This is a genomic window from Paenibacillus pinihumi DSM 23905 = JCM 16419 (genome assembly GCF_000422505.1).
Lineage (GTDB): Bacteria > Bacillota > Bacilli > Paenibacillales > Paenibacillaceae > Paenibacillus_D > Paenibacillus_D pinihumi.
The window spans coordinates 20,398-45,490 of sequence record NZ_AULX01000034.1 but is presented as its reverse complement, the minus strand read 5'-3'; the positions used below and the strand labels follow the sequence as shown (position 1 = coordinate 45,490).

General features: G+C 52.3%; 24 protein-coding genes. 23 read left to right on the top strand and 1 reads right to left on the bottom strand.

Annotated features, from left to right (window positions below; genetic code table 11):
• Window positions 1–87 precede the first annotated feature (87 nt).
• The 5 genes from urtA to urtE all read left to right on the top strand — a co-directional run bounded on the left by urtA (window position 88) and on the right by urtE (window position 4,902).
• Complete coding sequence (gene urtA, locus H583_RS0112270) at window positions 88–1,371, top strand: urea ABC transporter substrate-binding protein (RefSeq protein WP_028560730.1); 1,284 nt, start codon at window positions 88–90, stop codon at window positions 1,369–1,371.
• A gap of 91 nt (window positions 1,372–1,462) precedes the next feature.
• Entirely contained in the window at window positions 1,463–2,368 is a 906-nt protein-coding gene (urtB, locus tag H583_RS0112265) for an urea ABC transporter permease subunit UrtB (protein WP_028560729.1), read from the top strand.
• A 27-nt stretch (window positions 2,369–2,395) separates the two neighbouring features.
• A complete protein-coding gene (urtC, locus tag H583_RS0112260; RefSeq protein ID WP_051236368.1) occupies window positions 2,396–3,478 on the top strand; it encodes an urea ABC transporter permease subunit UrtC in 1,083 nt (360 codons plus the stop codon).
• Window positions 3,447–4,229 carry an urea ABC transporter ATP-binding protein UrtD gene (gene urtD / locus H583_RS0112255; protein ID WP_028560727.1) on the top strand — a complete coding sequence of 261 codons (783 nt, stop codon included), beginning with the start codon at window positions 3,447–3,449 and terminating at the stop codon, window positions 4,227–4,229. The genes urtC and urtD overlap by 32 nt, the downstream gene beginning before the upstream one ends.
• Window positions 4,207–4,902 carry an urea ABC transporter ATP-binding subunit UrtE gene (urtE, locus tag H583_RS0112250; protein ID WP_028560726.1) on the top strand — a complete coding sequence of 232 codons (696 nt, stop codon included), beginning with the start codon at window positions 4,207–4,209 and terminating at the stop codon, window positions 4,900–4,902. The genes urtD and urtE overlap by 23 nt, the downstream gene beginning before the upstream one ends.
• On the opposite strand, the gene H583_RS0112245 is transcribed toward urtE, so the two are convergent.
• On the bottom strand, window positions 4,887–6,494 hold the full coding sequence (locus tag H583_RS0112245; RefSeq protein ID WP_028560725.1) for a bifunctional metallophosphatase/5'-nucleotidase: 1,608 nt from the start codon (window positions 6,492–6,494) through the stop codon (window positions 4,887–4,889). The genes urtE and H583_RS0112245 overlap by 16 nt on opposite strands.
• A gap of 283 nt (window positions 6,495–6,777) precedes the next feature.
• Between H583_RS0112245 and H583_RS0112240 the strand changes: the two genes are divergently transcribed.
• The 18 genes from H583_RS0112240 (at window position 6,778) to hpt (ending at window position 25,087) form a co-directional block, all read left to right on the top strand.
• Window positions 6,778–7,779 (top strand): phosphate/phosphite/phosphonate ABC transporter substrate-binding protein, encoded by a 1,002-nt coding sequence (locus H583_RS0112240; RefSeq protein WP_028560724.1) that lies wholly within the window; start codon window positions 6,778–6,780, stop codon window positions 7,777–7,779.
• 326 nt (window positions 7,780–8,105) lie between these two features.
• A complete protein-coding gene (phnC, locus tag H583_RS0112235; protein ID WP_028560723.1) occupies window positions 8,106–8,879 on the top strand; it encodes a phosphonate ABC transporter ATP-binding protein in 774 nt (257 codons plus the stop codon).
• Window positions 8,876–9,676 carry a phosphonate ABC transporter, permease protein PhnE gene (gene phnE, locus H583_RS0112230; protein WP_028560722.1) on the top strand — a complete coding sequence of 267 codons (801 nt, stop codon included), beginning with the start codon at window positions 8,876–8,878 and terminating at the stop codon, window positions 9,674–9,676. Before phnC ends, phnE (H583_RS0112230) begins: the two co-directional genes overlap by 4 nt.
• Window positions 9,673–10,476 (top strand): phosphonate ABC transporter, permease protein PhnE, encoded by an 804-nt coding sequence (gene phnE, locus H583_RS0112225; RefSeq protein ID WP_028560721.1) that lies wholly within the window; start codon window positions 9,673–9,675, stop codon window positions 10,474–10,476. Before phnE (H583_RS0112230) ends, phnE (H583_RS0112225) begins: the two co-directional genes overlap by 4 nt.
• Window positions 10,477–10,876: 400 nt before the next feature.
• Window positions 10,877–11,419, top strand: coding sequence for a stage V sporulation protein T (gene spoVT, locus H583_RS0112220; protein WP_028560720.1), 543 nt, complete (start codon window positions 10,877–10,879; stop codon window positions 11,417–11,419).
• 179 nt (window positions 11,420–11,598) lie between these two features.
• Window positions 11,599–13,440: an oligosaccharide flippase family protein gene (locus H583_RS0112215; protein ID WP_036709410.1), complete on the top strand. Its 1,842-nt coding sequence runs from the start codon at window positions 11,599–11,601 to the stop codon at window positions 13,438–13,440.
• Between the two features lie 27 nt (window positions 13,441–13,467).
• Window positions 13,468–14,973 carry a bifunctional methyltransferase/pyrophosphohydrolase YabN gene (gene yabN, locus H583_RS0112210; protein ID WP_028560718.1) on the top strand — a complete coding sequence of 502 codons (1,506 nt, stop codon included), beginning with the start codon at window positions 13,468–13,470 and terminating at the stop codon, window positions 14,971–14,973.
• A gap of 196 nt (window positions 14,974–15,169) precedes the next feature.
• Window positions 15,170–15,442, top strand: a complete 273-nt coding sequence (locus H583_RS0112205) for an HU family DNA-binding protein (protein ID WP_028560717.1) — start codon at window positions 15,170–15,172, stop codon at window positions 15,440–15,442.
• A 3-nt stretch (window positions 15,443–15,445) separates the two neighbouring features.
• Window positions 15,446–15,724 (top strand): RNA-binding S4 domain-containing protein, encoded by a 279-nt coding sequence (locus tag H583_RS0112200; protein WP_028560716.1) that lies wholly within the window; start codon window positions 15,446–15,448, stop codon window positions 15,722–15,724.
• A gap of 226 nt (window positions 15,725–15,950) precedes the next feature.
• On the top strand, window positions 15,951–16,235 hold the full coding sequence (gene yabP, locus H583_RS0112195) for a sporulation protein YabP (RefSeq protein WP_028560715.1): 285 nt from the start codon (window positions 15,951–15,953) through the stop codon (window positions 16,233–16,235).
• Window positions 16,232–16,843 carry a spore cortex biosynthesis protein YabQ gene (gene yabQ / locus H583_RS0112190; RefSeq protein WP_028560714.1) on the top strand — a complete coding sequence of 204 codons (612 nt, stop codon included), beginning with the start codon at window positions 16,232–16,234 and terminating at the stop codon, window positions 16,841–16,843. Before yabP ends, yabQ begins: the two co-directional genes overlap by 4 nt.
• Window positions 16,844–16,847: 4 nt before the next feature.
• Window positions 16,848–17,165: an FtsB family cell division protein gene (locus tag H583_RS0112185; RefSeq protein ID WP_028560713.1), complete on the top strand. Its 318-nt coding sequence runs from the start codon at window positions 16,848–16,850 to the stop codon at window positions 17,163–17,165.
• A gap of 438 nt (window positions 17,166–17,603) precedes the next feature.
• Complete coding sequence (locus H583_RS0112180; protein ID WP_028560712.1) at window positions 17,604–18,092, top strand: S1 domain-containing RNA-binding protein; 489 nt, start codon at window positions 17,604–17,606, stop codon at window positions 18,090–18,092.
• Window positions 18,093–18,558: 466 nt separating this feature from the next.
• The gene (gene spoIIE / locus H583_RS0112170) at window positions 18,559–21,054 is read left to right on the top strand and encodes a stage II sporulation protein E (protein WP_028560711.1); all 2,496 of its coding nucleotides are present in this window, start codon (window positions 18,559–18,561) and stop codon (window positions 21,052–21,054) included.
• A gap of 285 nt (window positions 21,055–21,339) precedes the next feature.
• Window positions 21,340–22,065 (top strand): vWA domain-containing protein, encoded by a 726-nt coding sequence (locus H583_RS0112165; RefSeq protein WP_028560710.1) that lies wholly within the window; start codon window positions 21,340–21,342, stop codon window positions 22,063–22,065.
• Window positions 22,049–22,963, top strand: a complete 915-nt coding sequence (locus H583_RS0112160; RefSeq protein WP_028560709.1) for a serine/threonine protein kinase — start codon at window positions 22,049–22,051, stop codon at window positions 22,961–22,963. Before H583_RS0112165 ends, H583_RS0112160 begins: the two co-directional genes overlap by 17 nt.
• Before the next feature lie 71 nt (window positions 22,964–23,034).
• Window positions 23,035–24,459, top strand: a complete 1,425-nt coding sequence (tilS, locus tag H583_RS0112155) for a tRNA lysidine(34) synthetase TilS (RefSeq protein WP_028560708.1) — start codon at window positions 23,035–23,037, stop codon at window positions 24,457–24,459.
• An 88-nt stretch (window positions 24,460–24,547) separates the two neighbouring features.
• Window positions 24,548–25,087: a hypoxanthine phosphoribosyltransferase gene (hpt, locus tag H583_RS0112150; protein WP_028560707.1), complete on the top strand. Its 540-nt coding sequence runs from the start codon at window positions 24,548–24,550 to the stop codon at window positions 25,085–25,087.
• The last annotated feature ends 6 nt before the right edge of the window (window positions 25,088–25,093 follow it).

Below are 25,093 nucleotides of genomic sequence, written 5' to 3'. Positions count from 1 at the left end.
CTAACCCATATAATGAAAACACGAATAAACAAATATCCAGCTTTACCAATGTTCGGCATTAGATAAAAAGAATAGGGGAGTGGGCAGATGAAACGGAATCGTCCTTGGAAGTTTGCCGTATGTGCGGTTGTGCTGTGTGTCGTGCTTGCAGGCTGCGGAAGTGGCGGAGGTGCGGGCGGCAAAGGTACAAATAAGCCTGCATCGAGCGGCAGTTCGGAGACAGGGGGAGATACTGCTGCCCCAGGGGACGGCGATGTTATTAAAGTCGGTATTCTCCATTCCCTGAGCGGGACCATGTCGATCAGCGAGGTATCAGTGAAGGATTCGGAGCTGATGGCGATCCAGGAGATTAACGCCAAGGGAGGCGTGCTCGGCAAGCAGCTCGTTCCGGTGATGGAGGATGGCGCGTCGGATTGGCCGACTTTCGCCGAGAAGGCAAGGAAGCTGATTTCCGAGAATAAGGTGGTGACCGTGTTCGGAGGATGGACTTCAGCAAGCCGCAAGGCAATGCTTCCGGTATTTGAAGAGCTGAACGGTCTGCTTTGGTATCCCGTCCAGTATGAGGGACTGGAGGCTTCGCCAAATATCTTCTATACAGGGGCTACAACCAATCAGCAGATTGTACCCGCCGTATCGTGGCTGCTGGAGAACCGGGGCAAGCGCTTCTTCCTGCTCGGCTCGGATTACGTCTTTCCACAGACGGCCAACAAGATCATCAAGGAGCAGCTCAAGGCGGAGGGAGGGGAACTGGCCGGCGAGGAATACACGCCGCTTGGCCATACGGACTACAGCACGATGATTGCCAAAATTCAAAAGGCGAAGCCAGATGTCATCTTCAATACGCTCAATGGCGACAGCAACGTAGCCTTCTTCAAGCAGCTTAAGGATGCGGGCATATCGGCGAGCGATATTACAACCTTGTCGGTATCGGTTGCAGAGGAAGAGATCCGCGGCATCGGAGTCGATGTCCTGCAAGGCCACCTTGCGGCCTGGAATTACTATCAGACAACGGATACGGAGGCCAATCAGGCATTTGTGGACCATTACAAGAAAGCATACGGGAAGGACCGGGTAACGGCTGATCCGATCGAAGCCGGGTATATTGCCGTATACCTGTGGGCTGCCGCAGTCGAAAAAGCGGGCACAACCGAAGTTGGCGCGGTCAAGGAAGCAGCCAAAGGGCTGGAGCTTGATGCACCTGGAGGAAAGGTGAAAATCGATGGCGATAATCAGCATCTCTATAAGACGGTCCGGATCGGAGAGGTTCAGGCGGACGGACAGTTCAAGGAGCTGTGGAACTCGGGCGAACCTGTCAAACCAGACCCGTATTTGAAGGATTATGCATGGGCGGCAAGCCTGAGTACCCCGTAATAAAGCAAAGGGAGCGTAAAGGCCTTCAACTGCCTGGTCCCCCCAAGCTTGTATCTGCAAGAACAGCTTCCAGACCTAAAGAGGTGATGACATGGAAATTACAATCATTCAACTGTTTAACGGTCTTAGCGTCAGCTCCATTCTGCTTCTGATTGCCCTTGGGCTGGCGATTACCTTCGGGCTTATGAATGTCATTAATATGGCCCATGGCGAACTGATCATGATTGGCGCCTACTCCACTTACCTGACACAAACGATCTTTTCAAGTTATCTCCCCTCATCTATGTTTAATGCCTACTTCATCCTGGCCATTCCCATTAGCTTCATGATTGCTTTTGCCTTCGGGCTGCTGCTCGAAGGCACGCTGATCCGCTTCCTCTACGGGCGTCCGCTGGATAGCTTGCTCGCAACCTGGGGAATTGCCCTGATGCTGCAACAGCTTGCCCGGACAATATTCGGTGCGCCCAATGTGGCGGTGAAAAGTCCGGCCTGGCTGGACGGCGGCTTGAAGCTGATGGATGGCGTCGTGCTCCCTTACAAGCGGCTGTTCATTATCGGGTTGGTCGCCTTAACGCTGATTATCATGTTTTTCTATATTTACCGCAGCAACGCGGGACGCAGAATGCGGGCTGTGATGCAGAACCGGGATATGGCAGCTTGTCTCGGGATATCGACCCGGAGAGTGGATGCCATGACATTCGCGATCGGCTCGGGTATTGCGGGAATCGCGGGCTGCGCACTGACGCTTATCGGGCCGATTGGTCCGGCTTTGGGCACTTATTATATTGTTGATGCTTTCATGGTCGTTGTGCTTGGCGGTGTCGGCAAGCTGATCGGAACGATCTTCGGCGCGCTGGGAATCGGACTGACAAACACGATGTTTGAATATTGGACGACAGCCTCGCTCGGCAAAGTGCTGGTATTCCTCTGTATTGTAGCCTTCCTGCAATGGCGGCCAAAAGGACTTGTCGCCATGAAGACAAGAGCTTTGGACTGAAGTATGAGACAAAAGAGGTGAATCATCATGCGAGAACGTTCATGGACTGCACAGCGCATCTATATGCTGATCGGATATGCAGCTGCCGCTGCGGCGCTGTTCTGTGCACCGCTTTATTTAAGCGATTTTCGGCTGAATCTGCTGGCAAAATTTCTGGCGTTTGCTATTGTGGCGCTCGGTCTTGATCTGATTTGGGGCTACACAGGCATTTTGAGCCTGGGTCATGGCGTATTCTTCGGGCTTGGCGCGTATGCGATGGCAATGTATTTGAAACTGGAGGCCAGCGGGGACAAACTGCCTGATTTTATGGGCTGGAGCGGACTGGCTAATCTGCCGTGGTTCTGGAAGCCGTTTGAAAGCTTCTGGTTTGCGGCTGCAGCGGGAATCGCAATCCCGGCGCTGCTGGCGCTGGTGCTTGGCTTCTTCACCTTTCGCAACCGGATCAAGGGTGTCTATTTCACCATTCTGACCCAGGCGCTCGTCATCATCACAACTACATTATTCATCGGGCAACAGGCACTGACAGGAGGTACAAACGGTTTGACCGGATTTACAACTGTTCTTGGCTACCCTATCGGCTCGCCGGATACGAAGCGGATGCTGTTCTGGGTAACCGGTGCAGTGCTCCTCGCTGTATACCTGATGTGCCGTTATATTGTAGGCAGCAGGCTGGGCAAGGTGCTGCGGGCTATCCGGGACGGGGAGAACCGGGCCAGGTTTATCGGCTATAACCCCGCTTCCTATCAAATCTTCGTGTTTGTGGTATCTGCGGCTCTTGCAGGTATAGGAGGGATGCTGTTCGTCCTTCATGTCGGGATCATCTCTCCGTCGATGATGGCTATTGTACCTTCCATTGAAATGGTGCTCTGGGTAGCAATCGGCGGCCGCGGGACGCTGATTGGGGCCGCCGCTGGCGCGGTTCTGCTCAACTATGCCAAAAGCTCATTCAGTGAAAGCTATCCGGATGCATGGCTGTTTTTCCTGGGAGGATTGTTTGTGGTTGTCGTGGTGTTTCTGCCCAAGGGAGCTGTGGGCTTGCTGGGCAAAATCAAATGGCCAAAGAGGAGGCGAACCGGGCATGAGCAGCAAGTCCGTCATTCTGCAGTGTAAAGAGGTATCGGTCGAGTTCGACGGTTTCAAGGCGGTTACCGGAATGAATCTGGAGCTTGCGAGAGGAGAGCTTCGCTTTTTGATCGGCCCTAACGGCGCAGGCAAAACGACAGTACTTGATGTTATCTGCGGCAAGGTGAAGCCTGTATCAGGCAAGGTGCTGTTTCAGGGAAAAACCGAACTCACCCGGCGCAAGGAGCATCAAATTGCCGAGCTTGGCGTCGGCCGGAAATTCCAGGCCCCGTCGATTTTCCCTTCGCTTACGGTTATGGAGAATCTGGAGATTTCGATGCGGCAGCAGCGCGGTCTGCTGGCTGCACTACGCGCCAGGATGACCCGGGAGGATGAACAGCGGCTGAAGGATCAGCTTCAGATGATTGGTCTTGAACGAAAAGGAGCTTGGCGTGCCGGAGGATTATCCCATGGCGAGAAGCAGTGGCTGGAGATCGGCATGCTGCTGCTGCAGGAGCCTCAAGTGCTGCTGCTCGATGAGCCGGTTGCCGGAATGACGGATAAGGAGACGCACAAGACAGGCGAGCTGCTGCGCCAGATCGCAGCCAAGAGATCGGTTGTTGTGGTGGAGCATGATATGGAGTTTGTACGCAATTTTGCAAGCAAAGTTACTGTTATGCATGAGGGACGCCTGCTCAGGGAAGGCACGATGGAAGAAGTGCAGCGTGATGCCAGAGTGGCGGAGGTGTATCTCGGAAAAAGGCGGGTGGAGCTTGATGTTAGCCGTTCAACAGCTTGAGTCCGGGTACGGGGAGAGCATCATTTTGCGTGAAGTATCGATGCAGATCAAACCGGGGCAGGTCGTGTGCCTGCTCGGACGCAACGGGGTCGGCAAAACGACCCTGATGAGATCAATTATGGGGCTGCTCAGGGCCCGCAACGGCAAGGTGGTTTACAAGAATGCCGATTTGACCAAGGCTGCTCCGGCCAGGCGGGCGCGCAGCGGGATCGGCTATGTGCCGCAAGGCCGGGAAATCTTTGCCCAACTTACAGTCTATGAAAATTTGCTGCTTGGACTTGAAGCATCAACTACACCCATGGCGGTGATACCCGATGAAGCCATTGCCAAATTCCCTGTACTGCCCTCAATGTATAACCGGCGCGGCGGAGACCTGAGCGGTGGCCAGCAGCAGCAGTTGGCCTTTGCCCGCGCTCTGGCTTCAAATCCTGATTTGCTGCTGCTGGATGAGCCGTGCGAGGGTATCCAGCCTTCTATTGTTGAAGATATCCGCGAGGTCATACGCTCTATCAAGCAGGACGGTAAAACAGCAATTCTGCTGGCTGAGCAGAGTCTTGATTTTGTGAAGAGTGTCGGCGATTACTTCTATATTCTTGAGAAGGGGGTGGTCGCCTGGGAGGGCGGCTTGGATGCGCTGAGTGATGATGTCATCCGAAGTTATTTGACGGTATAACCGGCGGATACGATGACCTGCCAATTATGGTCGCAGCCGGATATGACGGTGCCTTGCCGGATGATATATTCGGCAACCAGATCGGCCATATCCGTCAAAATCTCTTGGACGACAGGCTTCCCTTTGTACATCTCGTAGTCACCGCCCCCGTTAGCCCGGTAATTGTTCATCACGACTTCAAATTCCATATGGGGATGGATGTCCGCGCCTTCCATCGTTTGCAGCTTGGATACACGTTCTCCTGCAGGGCGGGCAATGTCAAGCTCATACCGGATGCCTTCCCACATGTCGTAATTGTAATGCTGTGCTTTGGGCGCGAGATATGCCGGATTTACTTCGAGCGTCCCATTCTCCCCGGACCGGAAGTACGCGGCGGTCTGTTCCAGCGCATCCCGAATGTCCTGTCCGGTCAGCCGCAGCACGACAAGCGTGTTCGGATACATAAAGTATGTCAGCACATCACGCAGCGTAATGACAGGGCCGAAGCCTTTGGATGCCTCGTTCAGCAATGCCGCATTGGATACGGACACACCCGCCGACTCCAATTGAACCCGGTTCACGAACTCCATAAACGGATTGTCGGCGATGCGGCAAACGAATGGGTCCGCAACCGTCATATTGCCGTCTACATGACCGATTGTCTGGTCCAGCCACTCCTGGGTTGCCGATTCAATCCCGGAAGCCAGCTCCAGTATGGTTTCATCCGCAGGGATAGAATTCAATGAGGTTAGCAGTTCCGCCCGCTTGCCGGTTATTACCCACCGGCCTCCCTCCCGGACGAAGCTGACCTCAATTTTTCCGAGCGCCTGCCCGCCGGAGCCTGGCTGGACGACAGCTACCCCGCATACCTCATCTGCAATCAGACGGTGCTGATGACCCGTAATCAGCACATCGATGCCTTCTGCCTCCCGGCATATGGCATACGCCTGATTTTCTCCAGTCAATCTCTCCGCAGCTTCTCCCGTCTCCATATCGCGCTCGAATCCGCCATGATAAGCAACGATGAGCAGATCGGGCGCCTCCACCTCCCGGATATGCGCCGCCCACCACTTTACCGATTCCAGTGCATCCCTGAACTGCAGGCCCTGAATATGATGGGCATGCTCCCAATTCGGTATGTAATGTGTCGTCACGCCCAGAATTGCTACCCGAATTCCTTCCCCGGCCTGCTTGATCAGATAAGGCTTGCCAAAGGCAGGCTCCCCTGTAGCAGCATCCACAATCCCGGCAGACAGCCACGGAAAGCTCGAATCCTCTATCGCACCCTTCAATACCTCAAGCCCGTAGTTGAATTCGTGATTCCCGGGCACCGCAGCATCATATTGAAGCGCATTGCAGGCTTCTATCGCCGGATGGATGCCTTCTTTATATTTCACCGCATAGGAGGCCAGAGGTGTCCCTTGTATGAGATCGCCGTTATCAATCAACAGCAGATCTGGATGCAGTTCCCGCTCCTTGCGGATCATAGTGGCAATTTTGGCCAAACCCAGAGGCAGTTCCTCCTTGCTTCGGTAATCCGTCGGATAGAGGTGTCCGTGAATATCGCTTGTTGCCAGAATGGTGCAGGTGATTTCATTCCTTGTCTCTGTCACAGTCGGTTCCTCGATTCTGCTCAAATTCATACTTATTTTGAATACAAGAATTTATAAGTTTTTACTTTTTTAACCGGATTCTGATTCTGCGTGAAACGAGGCTGTGCCTGTTAAAGACAGCATAGTTGTTTATACTTGTTTACGCTCATTCTAGCAAATCAAAATAGGATGTCTATTAAAATTTCAAAATTTTACAAAACCTTTCAATTTCTTTTACATTCCTTTAACAGAACTCCTATATAGTGGAACAAGCAGTTAAATTGATCTGTGGAGGTTATACCGTTTGAGAAAATTAAGTGGCATCATCATACCTTTACTTTTGTCCATTCTGGTCGTGAGCGGTTGTGGGGCCAAGGAACCTGCAAACACGGGCAAAAATAGCAGCGGCGCTGATTCTTCCGGCACAAATACGGCGCAAACAGGGAAAAAACCGGCAGATTCGTCATCTGCGGACGCCGGATTCGTACCGGATAAGCTGACCGTGCAATTTGTTCCTTCGCAAAATGCAGATACTCTTGAAGCCAAGGCCAAACCGCTGGAAAAGCTGCTCACCGACCGTCTCGGCATTCCTGTGAAGGTTAGTGTCTCAACGGATTACAATACAATTATTGAAGCGATGGCTTCGAAAAAGGTCGACGTCGGCTTCCTGCCGCCAACTGCCTACGTGCTGGCGAAGGAAAAGGGTGCCGCCGAGGTTATTCTCCAGGCCCAGCGGTTTGGCGTTAAGGATGAGAGTGGCGAGCCGACCGATCAACTGGTGGATTTCTATAAAGCGATGATTATCGTAAAGAAGGATTCCCCGATTCAGACGATTGAGGACCTCAAAGGCAAACGGATGGCGTACCAGAACGTCACCTCATCTGCGGGTTTTGTATGGCCGGCCGGAAAGATGATGGAAGCCGGGCTCGATCCGCTCAAGGATGTTCAGGCGGTTACGGTCAAAGGCCATGATCAGGGCGTGCTCGCCGTATTGAATGGTGATGTGGATGCTGCTGCTATTTTCCAGGATGCCCGCAATATTGTGAAGAAGGATTATCCGAAGGTATTCGAGGATACACGGGTATTGACGTTCACGGAGAATATTCCGAATGACACGATTACAGTCCGTTCCGACATGAACAAGGAATGGGCAGACAAAATCCAGCAAGCTTTTATCGACATCGGCAAGGATACGGAAGGCCATGCGATTATTAAGGAAATTTACTCCCATGAGGGCTATGTGAAGTCTGAAGACAGCATTTTTGATATTGTCCGCCAGTACGGGGAAAAGGTGAAGACCGAATAGACTGACAGATTTGTGCAGGTAACGAATCTGCCGTAGTCACTCAGGGTTAGTCCTGAAAGAAGTAATAGCATTTTGAGTCCTGCAAGCCAGTCAGAGTGCAGTTGCACTTTGGCTGGCTATTTTAAAATATAAGAAAGTATAAGTTTCACCTTTATCATTGGCTTATATTTCTGCGCGAAATGAAGCTGTTGTCTGTCAAAGGACGGATGTCAAAGCCGTTTGCTCTTGAAAAGGTCTGTTCCCGGCATGCGTCTGCGCTCAAGGTACAGTCACTGCTGAGGACTGCCGGATTCACCACACCATAACGTTCAAAAGGATGAAATCTTGTGATAGAGCTGAAAAATGTATCGAAAACCTACGCCAATGGAACAAAAGGCTTGAACGGAATTAACCTCTCTTTTGATAAAGGAGAGTTTATTGTTATAGTCGGCCTGTCGGGAGCGGGCAAATCAACACTGCTTCGTTCAATTAACCGCCTTCATGACATTACCGAAGGCGACATTATCATCGACGGCAGCTCTATTACCAGCGCGGCGGGGAAGAACCTGCGCAGAATCCGCCGTGATATCGGCATGATTTTTCAAAGCTTCAATCTGGTCAAGCGTACAACTGTCTTGAGAAATGTGCTGGCCGGCCGGGTTGGCTATCACCCGACCTGGCGTACGGTTATGGGGCTGTTCCCGAAGGAAGATATGGAACTGGCCTTTCAGGCGCTGGAGAGGGTTAATATTGTAGAGAAGGCCTACGCCCGCGCGGATGAACTGTCCGGAGGCCAGCAGCAGCGGGTGGCGATTGCCCGTGTGTTGGCCCAGGAGGCCAAAATTATTTTGGCTGATGAGCCGGTCGCCTCTCTTGATCCGTTAACGACCAAGCAGGTCATGGATGATCTCAAGCGGATTAACCAGGAGTTGGGCATTACGACGATCGTCAATCTGCACTTTATTGATCTGGCCCGTCAATATGCCACCCGGATTATCGGCTTGCGTGCGGGGGAGGTTGTATTTGACGGACCCGTAGAGGAAGCAACGGATGAGAAATTTGCTGAAATTTATGGCCGTCCGATCCGACAGGACGAGATGCTGGAGGAGCGGGCGATATGAGCAAGGGCGCAGGATCAGACCAGTCAATCCGTCCGCAGTCTCCCGGCAGGCTCAAGCATTATTTGACAGCCGTACTTGTCTTGCTGCTGCTGTGGGGTAGTGCGGTTCAGACGGATTCGACTTTTGGCGAGCTGATCGATGGGCTTCCGAATATGTTCGATCTGATTAGGGAAATGTTCCCTCCCAAGTGGAGCTATGTCCTTCATATTGCTGATGCGATGCTGGACACGATCCGCATGGCCTTGCTGGGCACGACGATAGGAGCGGTAGCGGCGCTGCCTGTTGCCTTGCTTTGTGCAAGCAATCTGACCCGCACCAGATGGATCTATTTGCCGGTGCGCTTTTTACTCAATCTCGTCAGGACCGTACCGGATTTACTGCTGGCAGCTATCTTTGTTGCCATCTTCGGACTCGGACCTTTGCCGGGAATATTCGCGCTCGGTGTATTTTCCTTCGGTCTTATTGCGAAGCTGACTTACGAGGCACTGGAGACAATTGACCGGGGGCCGCTCGAAGCGATGACCGCAGTCGGTGCGAATTATTCGCAGCTTATTGCCTACAGCGTCATTCCGCAGATTCAGGCCCATTTTGCTTCATATGTCCTGTATACCTTTGAGATTAATGTGCGTGCAGCCGCTATTCTGGGCCTCGTGGGTGCAGGAGGCATAGGCTTGTATTATGAAGTGACGCTTGGGTATCTGGAGTATAACAAGACGGCCGTCATTATTCTGTTTACACTTGCTATTGTACTGGTCATCGATTATATCAGCTCGAAGCTGCGGGAGAAGTTGCTATGAGTAAATCCTGGAACGATACGATTCGAAAGCCCAAGAAGAGCCCTTACCGCTGGATTATAATCACGGTTATTGCAGCTGTATACGTCTGGGCAATTGCCGGAGTGCCGTTTACAGGCATTAAAGAGACTGCCGGGCAAATATCCAAAGCGATTCTGGCAGGCCTCTTCTCCCCGGACTGGGGGTACGTCTATTTGCCGGACGGCGAGGACCTGCTGCGCGGACTGCTGGATACGCTGGCCATTTCAGTGCTGGGAACAGTCATTTCTACTGTGATCTGTGTTCCCTTTGCTTTCTGGGCGGCATCGAATCTGAGCCGTTCGAAGCTAATATCCGGGTCTGGCAAAATGGTGCTGAGTGTCATTCGCACCTTCCCTGAAATTATTATGGCCTTGTTGTTTATCAAGGCGGTAGGTCCGGTGGCTTTTGCCGGGGTATTGGCACTTGGCCTGCACTCGGTCGGGATGCTGGGCAAATTGTTTGCTGATGAGATTGAGAATATGGACAAAGGGCCGGTGGAGGCATTGACCGCGTGCGGCGCCAGCCGGCTGCAAATCCTGTGGTTTGCCGTTCTGCCGCAGGTGCTGCCGGGCTTTCTGTCCTATATGTTGTACCGCTTCGAGATCAATGTGCGTTCAGCGACTATACTGGGCATTATTGGAGCAGGGGGAATCGGGACGCCGCTTATTTTTGCCCTCAGCTCGCGAAGCTGGGACCGGGTAGGCATAATTCTGCTCGGAATTATTGTAATGATTACGCTTATCGACTGGATATCGGGCGCGCTCCGCAAGAAGCTGGTTTAACCGTGAAAGTTGATTTGCGTATTGCAATGCTTATGAGGCTGTATGACAGATGAGTGAGTAGATGTCAGCGGGGGCTGAGAAACAAGTCCCCGCTGTTTCACGTGGAACCGAAATTTGCCCGGACAGGAAATATGGCGCAAATTTGTGTGGGGAAGGGGATGTATAAGAATTTGGGAGCGGATGAATACTATGGTCAGATTCGAAAGGACTTCAATCGGCGTATTGCCGCTGTAGGGCGTCGGTGTGTTGGGACATTCATGATGGCTGCGCACCCGCTTTGGTCTCTTGCATGAATCTTGAGCATAGCTAAAGGACAGCTACGGATGTCTACCAGGCAGCGACCGTCCAGGTTGTCTAATCCCAAGGAATTCAAATTTTGGTGAAAGTGGGGCAACATGAAATGAAAGCAACAGGAATCGTGCGTCGTATCGATGATCTCGGCCGTGTGGTCATCCCCAAGGAAATCCGCCGGACGCTGCGCATACGTGAAGGCGACCCGCTTGAAATTTTTGTAGACCGTGATGGAGAGGTTATCCTTAAGAAATATTCCCCGATTGGCGAGCTTGGCGATTTTGCCAAGGAATATGCCGAGTCCTTGTTTGAGAGCACCAATCATATTACGATGATTTCGGACCGGGACACCATTATTGCTCTGGCCGGAGCTTCCAAGAAGGAATATCTGGATAAGCAGATCGGGCAACTGCTGGAGAGCTGTATGGAGAACCGCAAGACGGTTGCCGAGTCTTCAAGCACATCCCAGGAGCTGGTCAAGGATAACAACGAGACCTATTCTTCCCTCGTTGCTGCACCTATTATTGCAGGGGGCGACCCCATTGGAACGGTAGTCATGGTCAGCAAGGACGAGTCTGTGAAGATGGGCCAGATGGAGATTAAAATGGCTGAGACAGCCGCAGGCTTCCTGGCCAAACAGATGGAGCAGTAATTCCTCCCGTTTGCTTATCACAAATTTTATTTTCGCAAAATGGCTTCCACAGCAAGGGGTGACTGATGCTGCGGGAGCTTTTTGCGTACCTTTGCATCTGCATGGTTTAAGCGCATCCGGCCATTTTAAAGTATAATGGGTATCAGGCTTGATCAGATAGGCAGGTGCTTGTAGTACATATGAGTGTAGTCAAAGATACACAATATACAGCGCCCTCCGGCTCCAAAGCTCCGCCTCGGCGGAATAATTGGCTGCATGGTGCTGCGCTTCTGGCTGGAGCTGCGCTGTTCAGCAAGGTACTGGGTACATTTCAGAAGATTCCGCTGCAAAATCTGGCGGGAGACCGTGTATTCGGCATTTACAATGCCGTGTATCCGCTTTATCAGCTGCTCCTTTATTTGTCTTCTGCCGGTATCCCGGTAGCAGTATCCCTGATGATTGCCCGCTATTATGAAGCTGGTGACAGAGCGGCGATGCAGGGCGTGCTCCGTGCCGGGGTGCTGCTGCTTATGGCCGGCGGGATTCTGGGCTTTGGCGTCATGTGGGTCATTGCAGATCTGGCTGCCGCATGGCTGGGTGATGCAGATACGGCCTGGGCTGTCCGGATGGCCTCGCTCGGTCTTTGGATTGTGCCGGTAGTCGGAGCGCTGCGGGGCTATTTTCAGGGGCAGCAGCAGATGCTTCCCTCCGCGCTGTCACAGGTTATGGAGCAGACGTTCCGCGTAGCGGCAATGCTGTCGCTGCTGCTCATTGGCCTCGCTGCAGGCTGGCCGGAGAGTCATGTAGCTGCTGGAACAATGGCAGGTACTGCCGCAGGAGGCTCAGCCGGATTGGCTGTGCTGCTGCTGTTCTGGCTGCGGGATCCGGCGCGGCGCGTCCGGCCCCGCTATGCCGGGCATACTGCGGACAAGCGCGGCTTGCAGATTTCAGTGGTGCCGCCGCATTCTTCAGAGGAGAATTGTGCACTGGACGCAAATGGTGAATTGAAGCACAAGCCGGCTGGAGCAATGGCGCCAGATGGCGGAGTGCACAGCGGGCTTGCGTTTGCGGGCACTCACGGGTCGAAGGCAAAGTCCTGGAGGGGACTGCTTGCTTCAATGAGCAGTATGGCACGTTTGGCCTTCCCGGTTGCACTCGGTTCCCTGGCCGTTCCGGTAGCGGGCATCGTGGATGCAATCACAGTGCCCCGTTTGCTCGCCGCAGCGGGCTTGGAAAGCACGGAGCTGATGACGTTATTCGGTCTTTACAGCCGCGGCCAGCCGCTGGTACAGCTGGTCGTAATGGTGGCAGGCGGAGCGGCTGCTGCGCTCGTTCCGGCTCTGGCTGCCGCACGCGCACGGGGAGACCTGAAGGAAATGTCGTTACGGGCAGAGCTGACATTGCGCTTTACCTGGTGGTTTGGTGCAGCCGCTACGGTTGGTCTGGTCTGGTTGGCTGAACCGATCAATATATTGCTTTATTCCGATAATCAGTCCACCTGGACATTTATCTGGGTATGCTGTACAGCGCTTGCCGGTTCGCTGAATGCGGTGACCGCCGCCCTGCTGCAAGGCATGGGATCGGTGCGGCTGCCTGCGCTGCTGCTGCTTGTGGCGGCGCTGCTGAAGGGGCTGCTCAATGCCGTGCTTGTGCCTGCATATGGCATCGAAGGCGCCGCCTACGCCGGCGCCATTGCGCTCACCGCAGCCGCCCTGCCGGGCGTTGTAATGGTCGTTCGCACCGCCAGCGTGCGCCTGCCCGCCAGGCCATATGCGGCGGGCACTTTGTTTGCGCTCGCGTGCATGGCTGCGGCGCTATGGCTGATCGGGCGCATGCATGGCGGGCTGCTCGGAATGCTGCCGCTGCAAGGCCGAGGCGCGGCGGCAGTGCTTGCGCTGACGGGTGTAGCCGTCGGCGCGGCGGTATTCGCCGCTGCGCTGATTGCCAGCGGCGGCCTGAGCGCGCGCGAGTTGCGGGCGCTGCCCGGCGGCAGCAAGCTCGCCGGGCTGTTGGTACGATTGCGCCTGCTGAGGCGCACATAACAGAACTAATGTGAAGGAGAGAAGAGGATGGAACCGTTAATTACAATTGTCGGGCTTGGCTCGGGAGATGCTGATCAGCTAAGCCTTGGTGTGTGGCGCAAGGTCCAGCAGACGGAGCGGCGGTATGTCAGAACCGGCAAGCATCCGATGCTGACCCTGTTGGATGAAGAAGGGCTGGGCTACTCCACCTTCGATTACATATATGAGGCATCTGAATCCTTCCCGGATGTCTATGAGGCGATTACAGGGGAGCTGCTGCGGCTTGCAGAGGAACAGGCCACTGAAGGGACGCAGAACGGTTCCGGGCAGCAAAATGGCATTCTGTATGCTGTGCCTGGGCATCCAATGGTCGCTGAGCGTACGGTGCAGCTTCTCCGTGAGCGCTGCCCCGAGCGCGGGATACGGCTTGAGATTGCAGGCGGGCAGAGCTTCCTCGATCAGGCTTTTATATCGCTGGGCTTTGATCCAATCGAGGGCTTCCAGCTGCTGGATGCAGCCGGGATGCAGTCTTCCCAGCTTGATCCGCGTCTCCATACTCTAATCGGACAGGTGTATGATATGTATACAGCCTCCGAGGTGAAACTGACGCTGATGGAGCGCTACCCGGACGAACACCCCGTTGTTGTCGGTCACGCACTGGGTGTGCCTGGCGAGGAGCAGATTGTTACGATTCCTCTGTATGAGCTGGACCGGATGGATGGCTATGGAAATCTGTCGCTGATATATGTGGCTGCGAGCACAGATGACAGTCTGCGCAATCGTTCCTTTGAGCGGCTGCATGAGATTGTCCGTATTCTCCGCAGTCCTGAAGGCTGCCCGTGGGACCGAGAGCAGACACATCAATCCATCCGCAAAAATTTCATCGAGGAAACATACGAGGCTATTGAAGCGCTGGATAATGACGATCCCGAAGGGATGCGCGAGGAATTCGGCGATGTCGTCCTCCAGGTTATGCTGCACAGCCAGATGGAGGAGGAACTGGGCAGCTTCAGCGTTTATGACGTCATTCAATCGCTTAATGAAAAGCTCATCTTCCGTCACCCGCACGTATTCGGCGGCAAGGACGCGGATAATGCCGAGGAAGCGCTGAACAACTGGGAGCAGATGAAGGCGGAGGAAAAAGCCATGAAGGGAAGCCAGCGCAACTCTGTGCTTGATGGCGTTCCGCCGATGCCGGCGCTGATGAAGGCTTACAAACTGCAGAAGAAGGCGGCCAAGGTCGGCTTTGACTGGGACAAGCTGGACGATGTATTTGCTAAAGCCCAGGAGGAACTGCAGGAACTGCGCGAGGCGGCATCCACGGGGGATGGAGAGCAGATGGCTGACGAGCTCGGAGACCTGTTGTTTGCTGCTGTGAATCTATCACGCTTTCTGCATGCCGACCCGGAAGAATCTCTAGAGCGCACCAACCGCAAGTTTGTAAAGCGGTTCTCATATATTGAGGAGCAGCTTCGTATAAACGGCAAAACTTTTGACCAGACTGATTTAATAGAAATGGATCAATGGTGGGAGGAGGCGAAACGGCTGAAATAACAGCCTTTTCAAGGATCAATTCGCAGCATCTTGTTTCTTCTCGGAATATACTTTTCATAAAAAAGTTATGATAGGGGCAGGATTTTTTCAATAGCGGGCAGAATAGTATCCTTCGGAAGTCGTTTCACTCTTTCAAATCAGAGCGGGAGACCGCCACTAAAAAATCAATGAGAACCTATTTAGGAGGCAAAACAATATGAATAAAACAGATCTGATTAATAACATTTCCGCCAAGAGCGGACTTTCCAAGCGTGACGTTGAGACTGTACTGAACAACTTCCTGGGCGAAGTAACAGATGCGCTCTCCAGCGGTGACAAAGTACAACTGATCGGCTTCGGGACATTCGAAACCCGCAAACGCAACGGCCGTATCGGACGCAACCCGCAAACAGGTACTACAATCGAAATTCCGGAATCCAACGTGCCCGCGTTCAAAGCCGGCAATAAATTAAAAGAAGCTGTTAAGTAAAACATGCGTCTTGATAAATTTTTGAAGGTTTCGCGTATCATCAAGCGCCGTACCGTCGCCAAGGATGTATCCGAGCAGGGGCGTGTATGGGTTAACGGCCGCGAAGCCAAGCCAAGCAATACCGTCAAGCCCGGTGACGAGTTGAAAATTCAGTTCGGGCAAAAGATCGTCACCGTGCGGGTTGAGCGACTGGCTGAATCTACCCGTAAAGATGAAGCCGAGCAGATGTACACGGTGCTGGCCGAAGAGGCTATTCCGCGTACTGACCCGCTTAACTGGTAATAACCAGATTCAGTGGCACTGCTTGCGTTATCAGATGAAAGAGGCGGCTGCATCCGTGCAGCCGCCTTTTTTTGTACAGCTGTAATGATTATATATCGCTTCGTCCGGTTATCCCCGTCTCATCCTCTTTGCAAACTCTCTTTCATTTCTAAATTTCTTCCGGCCTATCATGTTCTACTTCCTGTCCATTCGGCATAACCTAATGATGGAAGGGGGGGACCAAGCTATGAATGACCAAGCCAAAACCAAGCGCCAGGAGTTGAAGATGCTAAACCGCAAGCTTCTGGAAATTTCCGGTGTAAGCAATGTGGAGAGCTTTGACAATGAGGAGTTTCTGCTCGACACCGACTGCGGGTTTCTAGCAATCAAGGGACAGAACCTGCATATCAAACATTTGAATCTCGAGCAGGGGCTCGTTGCAATTGAAGGACTTGTCCATTCGCTCGCCTATCTGGATGGCCAGGGAACAACAGTCAAATCCAAAGGGTTGTTCGGAAAGCTGTTCAAGTGAATCTGAGTGTGCAGTTCGGGACCCTAATGATGATGCTGTTGTCCGGAATTGGAATGGGTGTTGCTTTTGACAGCTACCGGGTCGTGTCGAATCGTTTACATATTGGCAGGCTGTGGATTCCAATTTTGGACCTGTTGTACTGGCTTGCAGCAACACTTATTGTTTTTCGGGTTTTAATGGCGAATAATGATGGGGAAGTGCGAATTTATATTTTTTTAGGACTTCTTATAGGTATTGGGTTCTATTTTTGGCTGTTCAGTTCAACAGTGATTGCTTTTGTGGTATGGTTAATAGAAACAATCCGCAAATTGCTGCGGTTTCTTGTACGGTGCTTTGAGCTGCTTGTGATCAAGCCGTTGCTGATGCTCTACAAGCTCGTTCGGGTACTGTTGGGGTTTGCGCTGGCAATCTCCCTGTTTATAGTAAAGTTGACCGGTCAGTTGCTGCGTCCGTTCTGGCTCTTGCTCGCCTGGATGCTCAGGCCGGTTGTCAGACCGCTATGGCGCGTACTGGAGCCGTATTGGAAGAGAATAGATATAATAGGGCGGTTCACCCGTATCAAGACAAGCTGTATCGCATTATGGAAAAGATGGTTTGGGGAGGATTGAATGCATGAGGACAAGCAGTACAGCCAAGAAAACTTCATATGAAGGCTCCAAGAGGCGCTTGAAGTTATGGTTAATCTTCGTCATCCTCTTTATGGGCTGGGCCGCCTACACCATGTTAAATCAGGGCTACAGCAAAGGGGACACATACGAGAGATACCTTGCTGCCCAAAGCAAGCTCGATGAGGTCAAGCAGCAGAAGGAGCAGCTTGACCAGCGTGTGAGTATGCTGAATGATCCGGAATATATTCAGGAGCTGGCGCGCAAGGAGTATGGCATGACAATGCCTGGAGAGAAGCAAATTCAGATTTCAGGCTCGAATTAGCTTTACCTCCGCTTGCGTCTGTTGACCTTGCTTCTTCGGTTCGGTTATAATCACGGTAATGGAGGTTTGCAGTAATTTTTGATAATATAAGGAATTTCGGGATTGCTCCCGGTTTATACTTATATTTGCAAACATGACTATGCACAACCGGCCAGAGCTTTTTTTGTGCGGCCCCGCGGCATGATGCATTATCAGAATTTATCTGTGCACGCTATGGAGACTCTGATTTTGTAAGCGATACGCTCTCTGCCGTTGCCAAGGCGGCAACACTCTATGCCTTGGCTGTTTCAAGGTGCCGTCAAAAGTGTAATTTAGATGTAAATTTCATGACTTATGCGAGCATGTATTCCACTGTGTACCGTCCGCTGGTATAATAGTAAAGGACAGCAGTCGTTTACGTCTGCTTCGCAAAACTTTTAGGGAGGAACATTTTATTCTATGGCAATTGAAGTGGGAGCCAAATTAGAGGGCAAAGTGACAGGCATTACTCATTTCGGGGCATTCGTCGATTTGTCAGGGGGTGTCACTGGGCTCGTTCACATTTCGGAAATTGCCGATAATTACGTCAAGGACGTGAAAGATCATCTCAAGATTGACGATGTCGTCAAAGTAAAAGTGATCAACGTGGACAAAGACGGAAAGATCGGACTTTCCATTAAACAGGCGATTGATCGTCCAGAGGGACAGCAGCCGTCGCCACCACCGCGCGAGCGCTTCGGAGGTGGAGGTGGAGGAGACCGTTCCCCAAGAGGGGGCGGAGATCGTGGAGGACGTCCATTTAAATCAGGCGCTGGAAAACCGTCTTTCGGCAAACCTTCATTCGAGGATAAAATGTCGCGATTCCTGAAGGATAGCGAGGAGCGCATCTCTTCACTCAAGAAAAACACGGAATCCAAGCGCGGAGGCCGTGGAGCCAAACGAGTATAATTAGAACTTTGTCATATAAAAGCAGAACCTATGGTTCTGCTTTTTTTTATGTTGTTTTTCTGCAATCCCCCACAGGTATGCGCGAAACAGCGGTTCCGCTGTCAAGATCAGCTTGAGTCCGCAGATATTGCGGACGGCATAGCGCATGAAACGTCAATTTTAATTTAGAACCAGAACTTTCCCTGAGATATCCTTCTACTCCGACAGGTTCGGACGATGTTCCCCTATTGAATGCCTTGCAGCCAGCCACGCTTTTTGTAGACGGCAGGGCGACAATTGCAAGTGTGGAGGATGCTCCAAACATAGGCGGGGACTGGGTGCGACACGCAATTGTCAGCTGCTTTTGACTGCGCTTGTTTTTGTCGGAAAAAACTTTTGGACAAGCTACGGGTTCTGACAAACTTTATAAAACCCGGCTCCTATAATTAGAGGCACATCAAAAAATCGGAATGGTGGTGCCAAAATCATGGACAAGCAGAATCTGGTGTTGTTGCCTGGCGTAAAACGTACAGGTGCGGTGAATACGGCAATTCAAAAGGGGCTGAACTGGGCGGCGACTCGCAGGTGGGTTCAAATCGTTGCAGCCAAGCGCTGGACATTATTGTTTATGGCCGTCGGTTTCCTGCTTGGACGTGCAACAATTTTGGAATCGTTGTCTCCATTTGCGATTGCCTATTTTGCCGTTATTTATTTCCTTCGCAAGGATGCATACCGGATCGTCGCTATATCACTGGTTGCAGGAAGCTGGCTGGCAGCTTCGCCTGCTCCCGCCTGGATTGCACTGCAGATCGCTATCTTCTTCCTGATCGTCAAAGGACTGGAAGCTTATGAGAAGGCAGAGCTGAATTATGCGCCGCTGCTAGTCTTCATCTCCATACTGCTGGTCCGGCTGTTCAATGTCGTCATTCTGGACACCCTCGGCTGGTACGAGTTAATGATGGTAGGTGTGGAGGCGGGTCTAAGTTTCGTACTGACGCTTGTCTTCATTCAGGCGCTGCCTGTGCTGACGATGACGAAGCGGTCCGCCTCGCTCAAGACGGAGGAGATTATATGTATGATGATAATGCTGGCCTCCATTATGACGGGAGCGGTCGGCTGGGTGGTTTACAGCATGTCAGTGGAACATGTTATGTCCAGGTACCTGCTGCTGCTTTTCGCCCTGGTGGGCGGGGCTCCCCTTGGCGCTTCAGTGGGGGTAGTTGCCGGACTGATTTTAAGCCTGGCGGATATGAACGCTATCGTGCAAATGAGTCTGCTGGCTTTTGCCGGTTTACTGGCCGGTTTGTTGCGGGACGGAGGTAAAACGGCCGTCGCCTTCGGCATGCTGCTTGGTACTTCTATATTATCCATTTATATAGGGAATCAAACCAATATCCTGAGCTCCACCTGGGAATCCGTAGCCGCGGTGCTGCTGTTTCTATGCACGCCTCGCAGTGTTATTCAAACAATTGCCCGATACGTGCCGGGTACGAATGAACATATGAAATCACAGCACGAATATGCCAAGCGGGTCCGGGATGTGACAGCGCAGCGGGTAACACAGTTTTCGGAAGTATTCCGGCAACTCGCCCGCAGCTTCAGTCCGCTTGTTCAGGTGACGGATACAGAGAAGAAGAGAGAGGAGGAAATCAGTCATTTCATGAATGTTGTGGCAGAGAAGACATGTGCCAGCTGCCACCGGAAAAATCTGTGCTGGGAGGGGAAGTTCTATCAGACCTATAAGCTGATGACAGAGATGATGATGTCCATTGAAGAAGGGAGAAGGCCTGGGATCAAAGAAGTTCCCCGGGAATGGTCGACACACTGTGTCAAACCCAAGCAGGTGATTGGCGTGATGCAGCATCAGTATGAGCTGTACCAGCATGATCAGCACTACAAAAGGCAGATTCAGGACGCCCGCCAGCTCGTAGCTGAGCAACTTTCCGGGGTGTCCCAGGTTATGGAGGATCTGGCCAAGGAAATTAAACGGGAGGGACAGGAGCTTCATCTTCAGGAGGAGCAAATCCGCGAGGCGCTGGAAGGGCTTGGCCTTTCCATTCAGAGCGTCGATATTATTTCACTAGAGGAGGGGAATGTGGAAATTGAGATTGCCCATACATTCGGCAAGGGCTATGACGAATGCCGAAAAATTATAGCGCCGCTGTTGAGCGATATACTGGGCGAGCATATTGCAGTAAAAACTGAGCGCTACGCGGAGCAGTCCGGCCATCCGTCTACTGTGCAATTCGGGTCGGCCAAAGAATATGAAGTGGAGACGGGAATCGCCGGAGCAGCAAAAGGAGGGGATTTGTTATCGGGAGACAGCTTCAGCACGGTAGAGCTCGGCAACGGGAAATTTGCCGTCGCCATCAGCGATGGTATGGGCAACGGAGAGCGGGCCCGTCTTGAGAGCAGTACAGCGCTCTCCATCTTGCAGCAGCTTCTGCAATCGGGAATGGATGAGAAGCTGGCGATCAAATCGGTAAATTCAGTACTGCTGCTGCGCTCCTCAGATGAAATGTATGCGACCGTCGATGTGGCCTTAATTGATATGTACACGGCCAAGACTACCTTTATGAAAATTGGTTCGACTCCGAGTTTTATTAAACGGGGAAGCGAGGTCATTATGATAACAGCCAATAATCTGCCGGTCGGCATCCTGCAGGAGATAGACGTGGACTTGATCCGGGTTCAGCTGCAGCCGGGTGATACGCTGATTATGATGACGGATGGCATCTATGATGCTCCCGGACATGCCGTGAACAAGGAGATGTGGATGAAGCGGGTCATTCAGGAGATTCAGGTGGATCAGCCACAGGAGATTGCCGAGCAGCTGCTGGAGAAGGTCGTCCGGCATCATGACGGCCAGATCATGGACGATATGACGGTTGTTGTCGCCAAAATTGAGAAGCATCAGCCGGAATGGGCAACTTTCCGCTGGCCTGGAATGTCCAGGCTGGAGCGGCCAAGGACGGTGAGCTGATCCCGTCCGGGAAGCGGGCATACGTGTGGAGCAAGGCAAGCAGAATCGAAGGATCAGGACGGGCGCGCCTCCTGATCCTTTATTTGTGCCTGAAGTGCCGTTCAGCCTGGTATCCTGTGCACCCAGCGGATTGATATAAAAATTTACGTATGATGTGAAACAAAGCGTTCCCCGACTGTCAGAATCTATTCTTCCATTCTTGTCCGCAGACCGTTTATGATCAGGCCCTTAAGGGAATAATGATAGAGTGCAAGTCATAGATGAGTTTCCAAGGAGGAGAAGGCAATGAAGCAGATTCTATTAATTACGGACGGATGCTCCAATGTCGGAATGAATCCGGTCACGGCGGCTGCCCACGCATATGCAGAAGGTATAACGGTGAACGTGGTCGGTGTGCTGGACCAGGGTGATTTGGGAGAGGCAGGTGCAACGGAAATCAATGAAATTTCCAAGGCGGGAGGCGGCCTGAGCAGGCTGGTCCATACGAAGGAACTGGCACGCACCGTACAAATGATGACAAGGAAGACCGTAATGCACACCATTCAGAATGCGGTCCACAAGGAACTGAAACAGGTGCTCGGCGACTCCTCGCTGGAGAGCTTGCCTCCGGAAAAACGGGGAGAGGTTGTGAGGGTAATGGACGAACTGGGGGAGACCGCCAAGCTTCGCGTTGCTCTGCTTATTGATGCGAGCGCCAGCATGAAGCCCAAGCTGCAGGCGGTCGAGGAAGCGATCAAGGATTTGATGCTGAGCCTGCAATCCCGCCAAGGAGAGAGCGAGCTGAGCGTATTTCATTTTCCGGGCGGAAAGCATGGGGAAGGTGCTGCCCTGGATATGGGATGGACCCGCAGCATGAAAGATATCCCCGCCTTGTTCTCCAGGCTGCAAATGCAGGGAACAACACCTACAGGCCCTGCAATCATGGAGGTCATTGATTTTTATAGAAAAGACGATTATGGTAGAGGACATAGAGATGACATGGATGGGCTGCGGAGTGACTACGTCGTTTGATCTGCGGCTTGCAAGAGGTACGATACTATACGGGAAATGGCATGGCGGGCGTTACGAAGTCCAGCGCCTGCTGGGGGAAGGTGCCAACGGCAAAGTATTTCTCGTCTCTCACCGGGGAAGAAGTTATGCGTTAAAGGTCGGCGCAGACGCTGCGGACCTGCAATCCGAAATTAATGTGTTGCGGGCTATTACCGATACAAAGTCCCGGAGCGGGGAGCCGTTCCTGGTTCATGTCGATGATTTTACGCATTACCCGGGACGGGATTACTGCTTCTATGTTATGCAATACATACAAGGTTCTTCGATGACAGAATATCTGCAGCGTGAAGGGTCTGAATGGTACTCTTTGCTCGGTGTTCATTTGCTGCGCCAGCTTGCCGAGCTTCATCAGGAGGGCTGGGTGTTCGGGGATCTGAAACTGGATAATGTGCTGGTTAGCCAGTATGGCCGTGCGCATCTGATTGACTACGGGGGCGTTACGGCGATTGGCAAGAGTGTGCGCCAATTTACAGAGCTGTATGACCGCGGGTACTGGTCTGCTGGCTCACGCCGCGCCGATCCGGCTTATGATTTATTTTCACTGGCTGTACTGCTTATTCAGGTCATGGAAGACAGGCGGCTTGCTCAGCTTTTGAAGTCCCGCGACCGGTCGGTGAATGCATTGCTGGCGCTGGTCAAAGAAAGTGTGACCCTGGCTCCGTTCGGAGAGTGGTTCGGGAAGGCGCTTAGCGGCGGCTTCAACAGCGCGCGCGAAGCATCGGCCGCATGGCAGAGCCGATATCGGACCAGAAGCTCTGCCCGGCAGCGCAAAAAGTCAGGATCACGATGGCTGTTCAGAGCATTTGCCGTGTCCGTGCTGATGCTGGCAGCAACAGCAATTTGGTATTTAAATGTATAGCTGAATTATAAAGATGGGGTTGGCGCTCTTTAGAATCAGGAATGGATGGGGAAAGAGAAAGGATGGAGCTTATGGAGGAATTATTGGATCGGGTCAGGGAGACTGCAGCAATGTACAAGCTGTGGAGCCCGGGGGATACAATCATGACAGCACTTTCTGGCGGCCCGGATTCGATGGCATTGCTCCATATGCTTCAGCAGCTTGCCGGGGCAGAGCAGCTTGCACTTGCTGCTGCGCATGTAAATCATGGCTTCCGGATTGAAGAATCTGCCCGGGAGGCGGCCCTTGTAACGGAGTGGTGCGCCAGCATCGGTATTCCTTTGCAGACTGTCGTGCTGAACCTGCCGGCTTATATTGAGCAGACCGGCATGAATGCACAGGCTGCTGCACGTGAGCAGCGTTACGCTTTTCTCCAAGAAGCAGCTGCTGCCTGCGGGGCAGGGAGGATCGCGCTCGGGCATCATGCCGGTGATCAGGCGGAGACCGTATTGATGCGTATTATCCGCGGGACAAGCCCCGGAGGGCTTGCGGGGATGCCGATTTCCCGAACGGAAAAAAACGTGGAACTTATCCGTCCCCTGCTTCGTATTAACAAGTCGGAGCTTCTTGCATACTGCGATTATCATAATCTCCCGTACAGTATGGACAGCAGCAACTTCAAGCGTCATTATTTTCGTAACAAAGTCAGGCTGGATGTCATTCCTTATTTGGAGGAGCTGAATCCAAAGCTTGCCGAATCACTGCTTCGCCTGTCGGATATGGCCCGTTCGGATGACGACTATATGAAGCGGGAGGCAGCCGTGCTGTTCAGGGAGAAGGTCCGGCTGTCCGCCGGGAAAGCGGTCATGGACCGCTATGCATTGCTGGAATTGCACGTCGCTTTACAAAGGAGATTGATTAAACTAATATTAAACTATCTTATTCAGGAAAAAGACGCCATCACTTATGAACGGATCGAAGCAGTCCGGGAAGCGGCTGAACAAGGCTCATTATCTGGTGAAAGCCTTGATGCAGGCGGCGGAATCCGGTTTTGCATCGATTATGGGATGCTGTTATGGCGGAAGGGCAATGATACAGATTCATCAGCCCCCTATGAGTATGAGCTTACAGAGCAAGACGGCCGACTGTTTATTGCAGAGACAGGAATGGAATGGTTCGTGGACACCCTGTATGTTCCTGGGGATGATCTGCCTGCAAGACCGGCTTCACGACTTGAGGCCTGGTTTGACAGCGGGGCGCTGGCGTATCCACTCTTCGTCCGGAATCGGCGGCCTGGAGATCGTATGGAGGTGTTAGGACTAAACGGCACAAAAAAAGTGCAAGATATGTTCGTAGATGCGAAATGGCCGCGTTCGAAGCGGGATCATGCGCCGTTACTTTGCGACGCTGATGGAAGAATTTTATGGATTCCCGGCCTGCGCCGGTCTGCCCATGCCCTTGCCGGACATACGGATGCCAAGGTGCTAAGGATACGAGTAGCTGGCCTGCCGGAGTAAGCAAGGATATTTTTCATTCCTACCTGAATGCGGGCCCGATTATAGACATAAGTTGGATTAAGCAATTATAAAACAGGAGGTCGCAGCATTGTTAGACGACATCAAGGAAATATTATACGATGCACAGCAAATTCAAGATAAAATCAAGGAACTGGGCGATACGCTGAGCCATGATTTCGAGGGGCGCAATCCGCTCGTTATTTGCGTCCTTAAAGGCGCGTTTATTTTTATGGCGGATCTGGTTAAAAACATCAATATTCCGCTTGAAATTGACTTTATGGCGATATCCAGCTACGGCCAGTCCACCAAATCCTCGGGTGTTGTAAAAATTATTAAGGATTTGGACGTTTCCGTTGAAGGAAGAGATGTCCTCATTGTAGAAGACATTATTGACAGCGGCTTGACGCTGAGCTATCTAATTGATGTTCTGGAAAGACGCAATTCCAAATCGGTTACCGTGGTGACGCTTTTTGACAAGCCGACCCGCCGGACAGTCGATCTGGAAGCTGATTATACAGGCTTTAGCCTGCCTGATGAATTCGTGGTTGGCTACGGGCTTGACTATGCGGAGAAATACCGCAACCTGCCTTTTATAGGTGTACTTAAACCGGAAGTCTACTCGAAATAAGACAGG

Excerpts from the sequence above, each read along its gene's own strand:
- urtE (WP_028560726.1), top strand. The coding sequence starts at position 4,207 with ATGTTAGCCGTTCAACAGCTTGAGTCCGGGTACGGGGAGAGCATCATT.
- phnE (WP_028560722.1), top strand. The coding sequence starts at position 8,876 with ATGAGCAAGGGCGCAGGATCAGACCAGTCAATCCGTCCGCAGTCTCCC.
- H583_RS0112215 (WP_036709410.1), top strand. The coding sequence starts at position 11,599 with ATGAGTGTAGTCAAAGATACACAATATACAGCGCCCTCCGGCTCCAAA.
- H583_RS0112180 (WP_028560712.1), top strand. The coding sequence starts at position 17,604 with ATGGCAATTGAAGTGGGAGCCAAATTAGAGGGCAAAGTGACAGGCATT.
- H583_RS0112165 (WP_028560710.1), top strand. The coding sequence starts at position 21,340 with ATGAAGCAGATTCTATTAATTACGGACGGATGCTCCAATGTCGGAATG.
- urtD (WP_028560727.1), top strand. The coding sequence starts at position 3,447 with ATGAGCAGCAAGTCCGTCATTCTGCAGTGTAAAGAGGTATCGGTCGAG.
- H583_RS0112200 (WP_028560716.1), top strand. The coding sequence starts at position 15,446 with ATGCGTCTTGATAAATTTTTGAAGGTTTCGCGTATCATCAAGCGCCGT.
- H583_RS0112185 (WP_028560713.1), top strand. The coding sequence starts at position 16,848 with ATGAGGACAAGCAGTACAGCCAAGAAAACTTCATATGAAGGCTCCAAG.
- urtA (WP_028560730.1), top strand. The coding sequence starts at position 88 with ATGAAACGGAATCGTCCTTGGAAGTTTGCCGTATGTGCGGTTGTGCTG.
- phnE (WP_028560721.1), top strand. The coding sequence starts at position 9,673 with ATGAGTAAATCCTGGAACGATACGATTCGAAAGCCCAAGAAGAGCCCT.
- urtB (WP_028560729.1), top strand. The coding sequence starts at position 1,463 with ATGGAAATTACAATCATTCAACTGTTTAACGGTCTTAGCGTCAGCTCC.
- H583_RS0112205 (WP_028560717.1), top strand. The coding sequence starts at position 15,170 with ATGAATAAAACAGATCTGATTAATAACATTTCCGCCAAGAGCGGACTT.
- yabP (WP_028560715.1), top strand. The coding sequence starts at position 15,951 with ATGAATGACCAAGCCAAAACCAAGCGCCAGGAGTTGAAGATGCTAAAC.
- tilS (WP_028560708.1), top strand. The coding sequence starts at position 23,035 with ATGGAGGAATTATTGGATCGGGTCAGGGAGACTGCAGCAATGTACAAG.
- spoIIE (WP_028560711.1), top strand. The coding sequence starts at position 18,559 with ATGGACAAGCAGAATCTGGTGTTGTTGCCTGGCGTAAAACGTACAGGT.
- spoVT (WP_028560720.1), top strand. The coding sequence starts at position 10,877 with ATGAAAGCAACAGGAATCGTGCGTCGTATCGATGATCTCGGCCGTGTG.
- urtC (WP_051236368.1), top strand. The coding sequence starts at position 2,396 with ATGCGAGAACGTTCATGGACTGCACAGCGCATCTATATGCTGATCGGA.
- yabN (WP_028560718.1), top strand. The coding sequence starts at position 13,468 with ATGGAACCGTTAATTACAATTGTCGGGCTTGGCTCGGGAGATGCTGAT.